The organism is Bradyrhizobium genosp. P, assembly GCF_049949265.1.
Classification (GTDB): domain Bacteria; phylum Pseudomonadota; class Alphaproteobacteria; order Rhizobiales; family Xanthobacteraceae; genus Bradyrhizobium.
The window spans coordinates 2,610,275-2,623,158 of record NZ_CP188195.1 but is presented as its reverse complement, the minus strand read 5'-3'; the positions used below and the strand labels follow the sequence as shown (position 1 = coordinate 2,623,158).

General features: G+C 63.8%; 7 protein-coding genes and 1 pseudogene. All 8 read right to left on the bottom strand.

The window, feature by feature from the left end; genetic code table 11:
• Positions 1-232: 232 nt before the first annotated feature.
• Complete coding sequence (locus ACP2YO_RS12695; RefSeq protein ID WP_426441169.1) at positions 233-1,165, bottom strand: DUF2493 domain-containing protein; 933 nt, start codon at positions 1,163-1,165, stop codon at positions 233-235.
• A gap of 317 nt (positions 1,166-1,482) precedes the next feature.
• Positions 1,483-2,529, bottom strand: coding sequence for a DUF7146 domain-containing protein (locus ACP2YO_RS12690; RefSeq protein ID WP_426441168.1), 1,047 nt, complete (start codon positions 2,527-2,529; stop codon positions 1,483-1,485).
• On the bottom strand, positions 2,529-6,824 hold the full coding sequence (locus ACP2YO_RS12685; protein ID WP_426441167.1) for a strawberry notch-like NTP hydrolase domain-containing protein: 4,296 nt from the start codon (positions 6,822-6,824) through the stop codon (positions 2,529-2,531). The genes ACP2YO_RS12690 and ACP2YO_RS12685 overlap by 1 nt, the downstream gene beginning before the upstream one ends.
• Before the next feature lie 268 nt (positions 6,825-7,092).
• Positions 7,093-9,204, bottom strand: coding sequence for a ParB/RepB/Spo0J family partition protein (locus ACP2YO_RS12680; RefSeq protein WP_426441166.1), 2,112 nt, complete (start codon positions 9,202-9,204; stop codon positions 7,093-7,095).
• Positions 9,205-9,309: 105 nt separating this feature from the next.
• Positions 9,310-9,621: pseudogene (locus ACP2YO_RS12675) on the bottom strand (zincin-like metallopeptidase domain-containing protein); the annotation flags it as partial.
• Between the two features lie 113 nt (positions 9,622-9,734).
• Positions 9,735-10,727 (bottom strand): tyrosine-type recombinase/integrase, encoded by a 993-nt coding sequence (locus tag ACP2YO_RS12670; protein WP_426441165.1) that lies wholly within the window; start codon positions 10,725-10,727, stop codon positions 9,735-9,737.
• The gene (locus ACP2YO_RS12665; RefSeq protein ID WP_426441164.1) at positions 10,724-11,665 is read right to left on the bottom strand and encodes a tyrosine-type recombinase/integrase; all 942 of its coding nucleotides are present in this window, start codon (positions 11,663-11,665) and stop codon (positions 10,724-10,726) included. The genes ACP2YO_RS12670 and ACP2YO_RS12665 overlap by 4 nt, the downstream gene beginning before the upstream one ends.
• A complete protein-coding gene (locus tag ACP2YO_RS12660) occupies positions 11,662-12,873 on the bottom strand; it encodes a tyrosine-type recombinase/integrase (protein WP_426441163.1) in 1,212 nt (403 codons plus the stop codon). Before ACP2YO_RS12660 ends, ACP2YO_RS12665 begins: the two co-directional genes overlap by 4 nt.
• Positions 12,874-12,884 lie beyond the last annotated feature (11 nt).

Genomic DNA, 12,884 nt, shown 5'->3' with positions numbered 1-12,884 from the left:
GATGGTGGCTCCGCGACAAAAGATATGACGGTCGCGCCTTCCACCACCACCACGGCGCAGTCGAGATTGTAACGCAGAACGAGCAGCTGTGGGAGCGACTATCCTATCGCGCTGCTCGCGACAAAAGCAGGACCTTTTTGCTCGCACCTTTAAATCGGTCGAGATCAGAGAATTGCAGTCTTGTGTCTTGACAGCTCGGCGTTTCGATGAAGAAGCGCCCTTGCGGCGGCGCTCACGCGCCGCCGAACTTCCAGACGGGAATGCCGAGCTTCCTGGCCTTGTCGGCAAGGTTGTCCTGGATCCCGGTGCCTGGGAAGTGGATAACGCCGATCGGGAGCACTGCGAGCATCGCGTCATTGCGCTTGAACGGAGCTGCCTTGGCATGCTTGGTCCAGTCCGGCTTGAATGCGATCTGCGGAACCTTGCGGTTAGCGGCCCATTTGGCGCCGATCAGCTCGGCACCCTTCGGCGAACCACCGTGGAGCAGCACCATATCCGGGTGCTTGGCTTGGACCTTGTCGAGACGGTCCCAGATCAGGGAGACGTCGTTGAATTCGAGTCCGCCGGTGAGCGCGATCTTGGGTCCCGATGGCACCAACGCCTCGGTTTCAGCGCGGCGCTTGGCAGCCAGGAAATCGCGGCTGTCGATGACAGCTGATGTGAGTGCGCGATGATTGACCAGTGATCCAGAGCGGGGACGCCAGGGCGACCCGGTGTGAACCTCGAATTGCTCAGTGGCCAGGTCGCGGAACAGTTCCATGGCGTTGCGGCGTTCGATCATCGTGATGCCTTCGGCCGTGAGCCGTTCCAGTTCGACCGATCGCACCTCTGAGCCATTCTGCTCGCGCTGGCTCTTCTGCTGCGCCTGTTCGTTATCGTCGAGTTCGCGCTCGATGCGACCCGTGGCGCGGTGAAAGAGGTTGACAGTCGACCAGAGCAGATTCTCCAGGTCGGGTTCGAGCCGGGTGTCGCTCAAGGTCGCCATGAAGGCGTCGAAGATGTCGGCGATCGCGCCGGCGATGATCTTGGGTTCGGGTAGCGGCCTCGGATCTGGATCATCGTGGTAGGGACGGTGGCCGTAGAGCTGAAGCTCGCTGAGCACATGATCGGTCGGGGATGAGTTGTGCTGCGGTTCGAACTCGATGTCGTCGTGGTCGGTTGTCATGGTGAGAAGTCCTTTGCTGGATCGGCCGCGCCCATCGCGGCCTTCGTGGCGATCACCAGACGGCGGGCGGAACGGACCAGAACCCGAAGCGCAGCACAGGGCCGGAGCGAAGCGGAGGATGGCAGAGGTGCGGCTATTTTGTTTCGCGATGCAAAGGCGCGCGAGCGCCGGCGGAAAATAGCCGCACCTCTGCCATTGCCGGACCGGACCGCCTGCCGTCCGATCGCCCTCTAGAAGGCCGGGGACGCGGACTCTATCCGGCAACGCTGACCTCGAACTGACTGGCGGTGACGAGAGCGCGTTGGAAGCGCCCGCCGCTATCCCGTACCGGTCGTCGGCAAAGGAAGGAAGCGGGCAACGTCCTGTCGCATGAGCTGTACGCGCAAGGCTGCCGCAAGTTCTTCAACGCCCAGCGTGCGCAGATCTTCGTTAAAGTCATCGAACCTGGGCGACAATGTGAACGCCTCGATGCCCGCGGCTTCCGCGCGTCTCGTCAAGGTCATTGCGGCGCCCTCTCCGGCAGGATCGGCGTCGCGAGCGATGTACAGTCGGCGTAGCGTCAACGGGAGCAGCAGGGCGGCGAGATGGTTGGCTGAGAGTGCCGCGACCATCGGCATGGTCGGCAGCACATAGCGGATCGAAAGCATGGTCTCGATGCCCTCGCCCGCCGCGAGCACATCGCAAGCAACGCCGAAGCGAACGGCGTTGCCCAGGAGGTCGCCCATGGCGCGTCGCGGAGTGTCGATCGGCGCCTTGCCGTGTCCAGACGGGTCAAGCCAGGTGCGGTGCACGCCCGTGATCCGGCCGTCGAGGTCGGTGACGCGGGCAATCATCGCCGGCCAGACTTCAGTCGGCGAGTCGTCGTCCACGCGGTAATAGCAGCGCGGATGGAAGCGCAACGCACCTTCGTGATGCACGGATCGAATGCCTCGTCGGCGCAAATAGGCTTCGACAACCGTTCGATTGATTGACTGCGACATTCCGAACAATCGCCGTGCCGCGTCTGCGGGTCCGGTCTGGGCTCCGGGGCGACCGGACATCAATTGCGATCGGAGATCGGGCCGAGGCAGACCTAAGAATTGGCGCGCCTCGTCGGCAACATCGCGGAAATCGAGAAGCCCGCAACTCTCGCGGATGATATCGAGCAGGTCGCCATGCTCGCGGGTCGCGGCGTCCGTCCACTTGCCCGCAGGTCCTTTGGGCGATGCATTCAACCGCACAAACAACGAGCGCCCAGGGGTATTTCTGCTATCGCCGACCAGCCAATAACGGCCCTGGCGACGGCCGTTGGAGAGATAGTGCCGGCACACCGCCTCCGCCTCGCGTGCGAGGCGGAGCGCCAGTTCGGAAGCATCGCGGGGCATTATGCGGCCTCCCGCTCGCCGATGCGCTCGATCGGATAGCATTCGAGCAGCTTGGCGAGGACGCCGACGCCGTCTGCGTCGACAGGCACGAACATGCGCAGCTTCCAGGAGATGATCTCACTGAAGAGTCCATAAGCGCGCAAACGATCGCGCATGGTGTCGGTGAAGTCGGACAGCTCGATACGATGCGCACCCATGACGCGGGCGCGCCGAAGTTTCAGGCCTTCGGCAAGATCGAGAACCGTACGGCCTTCCAACAGCGCCGCAAAGGCGTGCTCGGGTGGCAGCGCTGGCTGTGCGCCGAGAAGCGCGCTGGCGACCCAGGCCGACGAAACCTTCCGGCCGATGATCCGCTCGCCGGCATCGGTCTGAAGGCGATAGACGCGCGTCGATTCGTTAGGCAGCCGCTTCCAAATCGGCAGGAGGAGTCCAGCAACGACATGGATCGTGCCCTCGGTGAACTCTGGCACCTCGCCAACCTCAGCCTGCCAGGCAGCACTGAACCGCTCGCGATCCGTCTCGATCCAATGGCTTTCGACCATTGCGTTGAGCGGAACGCTCAGGCTTTCCATAGGCCGGATCAATCGAACGCGCTGCTCGATCTCACCATCATCGAGCATGACACTCGGCGCAGGGATCTGTACGGCGGCACGACCGGAGCGTTCGTTGATCAGCGGGACGGCGCGCCGATCGAAGAGACGACCGAGCGCGTCGTCGAGTGGCAATGGCCGGTTGCGCTCCCGCTGGGCAATGGTGAGCAACCGGGTCTCCGCACAGGTCGCGGGATGCGTGTAGATGGTGCGTCGATCTGTGACGACGAAGCTTTCGGCCCGGAGGGTCTCCAAACCGGCATCATAGATTCCGGCCGCGACGGCACCTTCAATACGAGCGGTGAGTAGCTGTTCAAAGACCGTGAACAGGACGTTTTGCAGGCCGATGCTCAGCGCCAGAAGCCGGTTAAGGAAAGTCGTGATCGGCGGCAGCTCATCCCTGATACCGTTGGAATCGGTAAGCTTCAGCCCGGTCGCATCCTCGAATCTTTCAAGGGAGCAACCATCAACCTTGCCCCGGACCAGAAGCATGTAGAGCTGACGTAAGGCATCGCGCGCGTGGCTGCTCTCCAGATTGTCCTCGGGCCGAAATAGCCCCTGTCCGCCGGTCTGACGCTGACCGCGCGTAATGGCTCCGAGGGTGTCGAGGCGGCGCGCGATGGTGCTGAGAAAGCGCTTCTCGGCTTTCACATCGGTCGCAATCGGACGAAACAATGGCGGCTGGGCTTGGTTGGTCCTATTGGTGCGGCCGAGACCTTGGATCGCCGCGTCAGCTTTCCAGCCGGGTTCAAGCAGGTAGTGGACGCGCAAGCGCCGGTTCCGAGCCGAAAGTTCGGCATGGTAGCTGCGCCCCGTCCCCCCGGCGTCCGAGAAGACGAGGATGCGCTTGACGTCATCCATGAAAGCCGCGGTCTCAGCGAGGTTTGCCGAGCCGGCGCGGTTCTCGACGATGAGGCGATCACTTTTGCGGATAATGCGGCGCGACCGTCCTGTGACTTCGGCGACCATGTCGGTCCCAAACCGCTGCACGATCTGGTCGAGCGCACCGGGCACCGGTGCAAGTGAAGCGAGCTTCTCAATCAATCGGTCGCGCCGCGCAACGGCTTCCCTGCTCTCGATCGGCTGACCGTCACGGTACACAGGCCGGGACGAAAGGTTCCCTTCCGAGTCGGTGAAGGGTTCGTACAGTTGAACCGGGAAGGAATGGGCGAGATAGTCGAGTACGTATTCCCGCGGCGTGATATCGACCTGGACGTCGCTCCACTCCTCGGTTGGTATCTCCGCGAGCCGGCGCTCCATCAGTGCTTCGCCGGTCGAGACGATCTGGATCACGGCAGCGTGGCCTTCCCCAAGATCGCCTTCAATCGAGCGGATCAAGGAAGGTGTCTTCATCGACGTGAGCAGGTGGCCGAAGAAGCGTTGTTTCGCTGATTCGAACGCCGACCGGGCGGCGGACTTCGCCTGCGCGTTGAGCGTCCCGGTCTCGCCGGTGATGTTCGCCGCCAGCATTGCGGCATCGAGGTTGTTGTGGATGATGCCGAATGCGCCTGCATAGGCGTCGTAAATGCGGATCTGCTCAGGAGTGAGCTGGTGCTCGACGAGTTCGTATTCGACCCCCTGATACGAAAGCGAACGAGCCATATAAAGACCGAGCGCCTTCAGGTCGCGCGCCAACACCTCCATCGCCGCAACGCCGCCTTCCTCGATCGCCTCGACGAATTCGGAACGTGTGGCGAAGGGAAAATCCTCCCCAGCCCACAAGCCAAGCCGCTGGGCATAGGCCAGGTTTTGAACGGTCGTGGCACCAGTCGCGGAGACGTAGACCACGCGGGCATTCGGCAACGCGTGCTGGAGCCGCAGGCCCGCGCGCCCCTGCTGTGAAGGAGCCTGGTCGCCGCGCTCGCCTCTTCCACCCGCTGCATTTTGCATCGCGTGAGACTCGTCGAAAACGATCACACCGTTGAAATCGGAGCCCAACCATTCGACGATCTGCCGGACGCGCGAAAGCTTCTCGCCCCTTTCGTCGGTGCGCAGCGTAGCGTAGGTCGTAAAAAGGATGCCTTCCGACAGCCTGATCGGCGTCCCCTGACGGAACCGTGAAAGCGGCGTGATCAGGAGCCGCTCCATACCGAGCGCGGACCAATCGCGCTGCGCATCCTCGATCAGCTTGTCGCTCTTGGAGATCCAGACCGCGCGGCGGCGCCCTTTCAGCCAGTTGTCGAGCAGCATGCCGGCGACCTGGCGGCCTTTGCCCGCGCCAGTGCCATCGCCCAGGAACCAGCCACGGCGAAAACGGACCGCCTTTGTCGCATCGTCGCGCGCAGCGGAGACGAGGTCCAACGTCTCGTCGACGGTCCAGGCACCCGCGAGGAAGGCTGAATGGGCTTCGCCGGCGTAGGTAATGCTTTCGAGCTGGGCGTCCGACAACAGGCCGTTTGCGACGAGGTTGACCGGAAGATGAGGCCGGTACGAAGGCTTCGGTGGCGCGACGGAGGCCATCGCTGCCGACTGCACGAGTTTGGTCGGATGAGCCTGCGATCCGGGAATACGGACCGATTGCAGTGCGTATTCCTCATAGAGCGCATCCGCGAAATGGGCACCTTGCGGTGGTGTCCAGTCGACCGTCTCATAGGTGAGCTCTGCCGCTTCCGGTTCAGGGAGCTTCCGAGCTGGCGTTGGCCGCAACGCAATGGCGTGGACGGTACGCGGAATCGACCGAGGTACGGCGACGGACGCGACAACCGGAGAAACGAGCGGAAGCCGCGGCGGCACATGCGCGAGGACCCATGCCAGCAGCGTGGCAACGTCGGGCGCTATGCCCGGAGACGTCGGAAAGACACGTCCATCTTCCGCGGGCTGCTTGTCGATGACGGTGAGCCGCGTATCGATGGTGACGCCGTGCTTGGCGAAAACCGAGCCCGCAACAGCAGCCGAGAACACGACGCGACCCGGCTGCTGGAGACGGATGAAGGCGTCTGTCCAGGCTGGGTTGTCGGGCGCGACGCCGGCGCCAGTCATTGCCACGAGACGCCCGCCGTCGCAAAGCCGAGCCAGGGCTGAAGCGACATGGCGCAGCGCTGCGTCCGCCATCCGCCGGTCGACATTCACCAACGCCGAGAACGGAGGGTTCATCAGAACGACGCTTGGCGCGACGCCTGTATTGAGGTGATCGTCGATCTGCGCCGCGTCGAAGCGCGTGACGGTGACGTTCGGAAACAGGAGACCGAGCAGCCCGGCACGGACTTCGGCCAGTTCGTTCAAGACAAGTGAACCACCGGAGATTTCTGCCAGAATCGCCAGCAGCCCGGTGCCGGCCGAGGGCTCCAGCACGGCGTCACCCTTCGAAATTCCGGCGGCAGCGCCAGCCACGAGGCCAAGCGGGATCGGCGTCGAGAACTGCTGAAGCGCCTCGCTTTCTTCGGACCGACGCGTGTGTGTGGGAAGCAAGCTCGCGATCTTGGCCAGCATCGGAAGCATCGCAGCCGTCGATCCCGCTTTCGCGCGCATGGAGGGGCCGTACTTGCGAAGGAAGAGAACCGTCGCGGCCTCACAGGCTTCATAGGCGGCCTTCCAGTGCCAAGCGCCGCTCCCATCTGAGGCGCCGAACGCGCTTTCCATGGCGGAGCGCAGGGTGCCCGCCGCGTCAATACGCCGTCCACGTTCGAGATCGGCGAGGAGAAGCCGTGCGGCTTGAGCGATGGCGGACGCAGCAGCGGCGGCTGCGGAGCCTGAGACGTTTATCATGAGTGTGGAGCCTTCAGGAGAGCGGGAACGGTCGAGCCGCCGGCTGCTCTCTAGATCCGACCGGCTCAAACCCTTCCCGGCCGATCTCTCACTCTCGTAACCCCCGTCATCTTCGCCGCGCGGCGCAATCGTGCGCGCAGCGCACGCCGCATTCGCGATGCCAGCGCGGCACGTCTCCCCAAACGAGAAGCCCGGCGCGATGCCGGGCTTCAGGAGAGAAGTCGGAATGGAAGTTGCGGGGCGGATAATATCGTCCCACATTGGGAATTCATTCAGCGGCAATGCCGTGTGCCTGAATCTCGTCTTCGATGTCTGTGCCGTCCTTATCGTCAGTGAGGAATTCGGGAAGGGGCCCTTCCCCGTCTTGCTCCGGCGATTGCGCCACAGCGTCGGCGAGGCGCAGCGGCTCCGGCAGCCATCCCATGCCATCGAGAAGCCGCTCGGCTTCCCTGGCCATATCGGCCTTCTTCAGATGGTCGATCAGTTGCGCGGAAGCCTCACCCTTCGCTTCTCGTACCGCCTCCAGAATACGCGGTTTGGTGACGCGGCCGAGATAGTTGTCGATCGTCGGCTTCCAACCGGCCTGTACCATGTCTAGTCCGACCGCCCGCGCCAGTTCGTCGGCTTGATTAAGCCTGCGAGCGACACCGTCGGGAGATACACGGCCCTGGTGATTGCGGTTGGCGGGCTCATAGAGCGCATTGACCGCAAACGACGCGCAATGGGCGAACAGCGCCGCTTGAGCATTGCCGTCCAATGCGATGAGCGTATCCCAAAGGTCTTTCTCGTCATTCGGGAGCTGCGCCTTCCAGGCTTGGTACCTGGTATCGATGGCCTTGGCCGAGACAGTTTCCTTCAATCCCGGGGCCGAGGCGGGAAATGTCGGCGTGTGAACCGCGATCTCGAGGCAATTGCCCGAGGATGCGAACCGATAATAGGTTGCCAGCACGAAGTTGTGCAGCACCGCCTGGAACGCGATCGAAGGATGCTCCGCCAGCGCATCGCGCAAGGCGAGCGTTCGATGGACCGTCAGTTCGGTGATCAGGCGGTCCGGCAGCGGTCTTGCCGCGTCGTCCTCATCCTCTTCAGCCGGTTCGGTTGCCGCGCCACCGACGGTGATGGCGGTACGCTGCACCGGGCCGGCGGTCTTCTGCCCGTCGACATTTGTGCTGCCCTGTCCGGGGTCGGGGTCGACCACCGATGTTTCATCCTCCGGCCGGACGTAGCCGCGATCCACCGACAGCCGCCCTTTGGAATCGATGCTGATGAAGACGCCGGCGCGGGCGATGTCCACCGGATCGTATCTCACCGATCGGTCCTCGAGCGCGAGCAATGCCGCCTCGATTTCACCAAGACGTTGATCGACCTCGTCGGGCAGTTCGTCGGCATCCCGATACTCGGCCTCGAGCCTGTCATGCTCGGCGTTGAGCGCATCGATGGTCACCTGCTCCTCGACCGTCAGATCGGCCGGCGTTCCCTCGAGACCCCGCAAGCCGTTGGTGTGGGCAAATGGAAAGTCGACCGCCACCGAAATCCACTTCCACCCCTCCGCCGCAATCACCTCGGCCGCCGCCTTCAGCCTATCTGTGACAAGACGGTCGAGCAGTGCAACGTCCTGCAGCCAGCCACCGTCGTCATGCTCGAACAGATCGCGCAAGACCGAACCTCCGGCCCGCTCGTACGCATCGATGCCGACATACTGCGCGCGTCGATCGGACCCACGTACGGTGTTCTCCGTCATCATGCGGCGAATCTGGTATGGCTCGTCATAGCCGGAGCGACCGACGTTGTCCCAGACTTGCTCCTGACGGGCGTGATCGCCGGTTACCGAGAACGCCATGAGCTGCTCAAGCGTCATGCCGTCTTCGGCATAGACGTCATGCAGCTTCGGCGAGACCGACGCCAGCCGCAGGCGCTGCTTGACGATCGCCGCAGTCACGAAATGCCGTGCGGCAATGTCCTCCTCGCTCATGCCGAGATCACGGAGTGTCTGGAAGGCCCGCAACTGATCGAGCGGATGCAGGCCGACCCGCTCATCGTTCTCCGCGATCGAGTCGTCCTCGGCGAGGCCACCGTCACGCACGACACAGGGCACCGCTTGCGTTTTCGCCATGCGCTTCTGCTTCACCAGCAGTTCCAACGCGCGATAACGCCTCCCTCCCGCTGGGATCTCAAACATTCCTGTCTCGTTGCCCTCGGCATCGAGGACGGCTCGCACATTCAGGCTCTGCAACAGGGTCCGCTGCGCAATACTCTCGGCGAGCTGCTCGATTGAAACACCTGCTTTGACGCGGCGGACATTCGACTGGCTCAGCACAAGCTTGTTAAAGGGAATGTCACGGGAGGGCGACAGTGTGATCTTTTGAATAGCCTTCGTCATCTCGGTTCTCCACGCCGGGCGGCCGAGAGCCTCTCTCTCGGGCTCCAACCCGTCATGGCGCTTCGCGCCGCCCTCTTTCTCTCTACTGCGTCAGCTTAAGCCTCATCACGCCGCCTCCTGATCCGCGTCGGCAGAATTTGCCGGCGCGTTTGGATTTGCTTCGGTGAGAAAGCCGAGCAGATAGTCCGCGGCCTTGCTGGCCTGCGAGGCCGCTCGCACGATCGCGCGGTTATCCTCGCGTAGGACCTCGAGCCAAGAGCCGATATAGTCGGCATGGCGCACCGTGGGCACGATGCCGAGCGACGCGCAGGAGAACGCGGCACACAGTTCGGCAATCAACTCCTCGAAGGCGTATTTCTTGGTGCCGTGCGACCCGCCAAGATCGCGGTTCAGGCGCAGGCGATGACCGCTGGCGTGGGTCTTATGCCGATATCGGCATAATGGCCATAATGCCGCGATCCAGATTATGCCGCATGGCCTGCGCTGGAGGCCGGATAGCCCGGCATTGGCCATGCGGCTGTTCGGCATAATCAGAGCCCTTCCAGGAACGCGAGGAGTTGATCGTCAGGCCGGAACCGGCCCGGCGGCGTGGCTGGGGCGGCGACGCGCGCGAGCGCCTTTTCCTTCATCCGCATGTCGGCATGGATGTAGATCTGGGTGGTCTCGACGTTCTCGTGACCAAGCCAGAGCGCGATCACCGCTTGATCGACGCCGTGGTGGAGCAGGTCCATCGCCGTGCTGTGGCGCAGCGTATGTGGCGTGACCCGCTTGGTGCCGATGCTCGGGCACACGCGCGACGCCGTGAGGCAGTGCTTGCGGACCAGATGCTCAAGAGCGTCACGGCTCAGCCGTTCGCCCCGGATCGACGGGAACAGCGGCTTGCCTTCATCCTTGTCGGTGCCGATCCACGTCGCCAGCAGCTTGGCTGTCTCGCGGCGAAGCGGGGTGGCGCGCTCCTTCCGGCCCTTGCCCGTGCAACGGATGTGCGCGCCGGTCCCCAGCACGACATCGCCCCGCGTGAGGCCAACCAGTTCGGAAGCCCGCAGGCCTGTCTGGACCGCAAGCAGCAGCAGAGCATGATCGCGCCGCCCCGCCCATGTTGTACGATCTGGAGCCGCCAACAGCGCCGCCATTTCCTCAGCATCGAGGAACGTGACCGCACGCTTCACATAGCGCTTATTGGGCATGGCGAGGATGCGCTGGCAGTGCAGCAGCCGGGTCGGATCGGTCATCGCGACGAAGCGGAAGAACGATCGGATCGCGGCGAGCCGGGTATTACGGCTGCGAGCGCTATTACCCCGCGCGGCCTCGGTGTGGGCGAGGAAGTCCGCGACCAGATCGGCGTCGATGTCTTCGACCGTCAGGTTGACCGGCGGCTTTTTGCGGCGAGCGCTCGCATATCTGAGCAGCAGCCGGAACGTATCGCGATAGCCGGCGACCGTATGTCGGCTCGCCTCCAGTTGCGTGCAAAGCCGGTCGGTGAAGAAGCGCTGGATCAGCGCAGGCAAGGTGATAGCGTTCATTGTGCCGTCTCCCCGCCGCTCGCGGTGGCGCGGGCCATCGCCAGATCGAGCAGTTCCGGGACCGCCTCCAGATACCAGTATGTTCCGGAGGGGCTGCTATGACCCAGATAGGTCGTCAGCCGGATCATCTCGCGCGCTGGGTCCTTGCCGGTCCGGTACCAGTCGATCATCGTGCGCACGGCGAAGGTGTGGCGCAGGTCGTGGATGCGTGGCCCCCGGCCATGCCGATGGTATTGCTGCTCGGGTCGCAAGCCGATCTGCTGGCATACCTGCGCGAAGTTGTAGCGGGCCGCACAGTCGGTTAGCCGGGTCGCCTTGTCGGTTACGAACAGCGGCATTGCCGGACGACCGATCAACCGGTCGCGTTTGACGCGATAGTCGAGCAGTCGCTCGACGGTGCTGGGGTCGAGCGGCAGCAACCGTTCCTTGCCGTTCTTGCCCTGTCGGACGCGCAGCACACCATTATCGGCGTTAAGGTCGTCCCCATCGAGCGCGAGCGCCTCGCTGACGCGCAAGCCCGTGATGGCGATGAGTGCGAACAGCGTCGAGCAGGTCAGCCCGCGCAACCCGCAGATCGACGGCAGCGCCTTTGCGGCCGCGATAATCGAAGCGACCTCGGCATCGCTGTAGATATGCGGACGCGAGCGCATGACAGTGTCCGGCAACAGGCCCCGTGGCGGGGGTTCATGCGCCGGATCGAAGCTGCTCAGCCACTGCGCGAAGAGGCGCACGGCGGTAAGCCGCGCCGATCGCGTCATGCTGTTGGCCTCGCCGAGCGTAGCGTGCCAGCGCAGGAACAGCGCCGTGTCGATATGCGTCGCGCGCTCGCGGTCGGCGAACCGCGTGAAGCGGCGAAGGATGCGCTCGCTGGTGCTCAGGTCGTAGCCGAGGAGGCGCCGCACAGCCAGATAGCGGTCGAGCTGGGAGGTGAGGCTCATTGCGCGCGCCCCGCCACGGGCCAGGGCATTGCCACCGACCGCAGCCCGTCGATGTCGAGACGGGCATATATCATGGTCGATGTGCGTGAGCGGTGCCGCAGCACATCGCCCACCTCGTCGAGCGATGCACCCGAGTTCACCAACTGGGTGGCAAGGCTATGACGCAGCAGGTGCGATCCCACATAGGGCGTTACCGGCTTCTGGCCAGTCGCCTTCAGCGCATCCTTGAGGACGGCGTTGACGATCTGGCTGTCCTTGAACGGACGGTGCGGCGCGCGATGGGTGACGAACATCGTGCGGCAGGATGCGGGTCCGCGTTCCTCGCGCAGATAGCGGCTGAGCGCCTCGCCAACCTCCGCGCTGATCGGCACGCGATCGTGGAGCTTCCCCTTGCCACGCACCAAGAGTTCGCCCGCGCGCCAGTCGATATCGTCCAGCTGGATCGCGATGACCTCGGCAGCACGCAAGCCGAGCCGGGCCATGATGAGCAGCATCGCATAGTCCCGAGCGCCGTGCCGGGGGTTGTCGCGCACGCAGGCGAGCACCGCCTCGACGCCCTCGGGCGATAGATGGCGCGGCAGTCGTGCGCCCCAGCGCTTCGCCGCCCTGGGCACGCTCAGCGCCAGATTGGTCGCTGTCGCGCCGCTGCCGAACAGATATTGCAGGAAGATACGAACGTGCGTCGCCACCGTTTTGTCGCGACGCGCGCCTGCCAACACATGCTCGACGAAGCTGATCACGTCGGCAGGCCGCAACCGCCCAGGATCAACCATCGCATCACCGAAGCGATGATCGAGGAACCGGTTGGCGAACCGTAGCGTGTGATAGATCGTCCGCGGGCTCAGGCCGCGATGCTTGACCAGATAGGTCTCGAAGTCCGCCAGCAGGGTCGCGCGCGCCTGCTGCGCCTCCGTCAACGGCACCGGCTGCGTCACGCCGATATCGAGCAGATGCTGCGCGAACCGGCGGGCCAACCTGTACGGCCATATCGTGCCGGTCTTCTTGCGCGGCACCTTCCGTCCCAGATGCTCGGCCATGTCGAGCGTCAACGCCGAGGGGCTGATGCCCTCGACATCCATCGCGTGACCCACCTTCCGCAGGATCGATTGGTAGGTCTTCACCGTGCCGGCGGTGTAATTCTCCGCCGCAAAACTCTCGGCGAACGAGTCCAGATACGGCTCGATGCAGGTCTGCATATATTGAGGCATGATCGTCGTGC

Coding starts and splice junctions, on each gene's coding strand:
- ACP2YO_RS12695 (WP_426441169.1), bottom strand. CDS start 1,165: ATGACAACCGACCACGACGACATCGAGTTCGAACCGCAGCACAACTCA.
- ACP2YO_RS12690 (WP_426441168.1), bottom strand. CDS start 2,529: ATGCCCCGCGATGCTTCCGAACTGGCGCTCCGCCTCGCACGCGAGGCG.
- ACP2YO_RS12685 (WP_426441167.1), bottom strand. CDS start 6,824: ATGATAAACGTCTCAGGCTCCGCAGCCGCCGCTGCTGCGTCCGCCATC.
- ACP2YO_RS12680 (WP_426441166.1), bottom strand. CDS start 9,204: ATGACGAAGGCTATTCAAAAGATCACACTGTCGCCCTCCCGTGACATT.
- ACP2YO_RS12670 (WP_426441165.1), bottom strand. CDS start 10,727: ATGAACGCTATCACCTTGCCTGCGCTGATCCAGCGCTTCTTCACCGAC.
- ACP2YO_RS12665 (WP_426441164.1), bottom strand. CDS start 11,665: ATGAGCCTCACCTCCCAGCTCGACCGCTATCTGGCTGTGCGGCGCCTC.
- ACP2YO_RS12660 (WP_426441163.1), bottom strand. CDS start 12,873: ATGCCTCAATATATGCAGACCTGCATCGAGCCGTATCTGGACTCGTTC.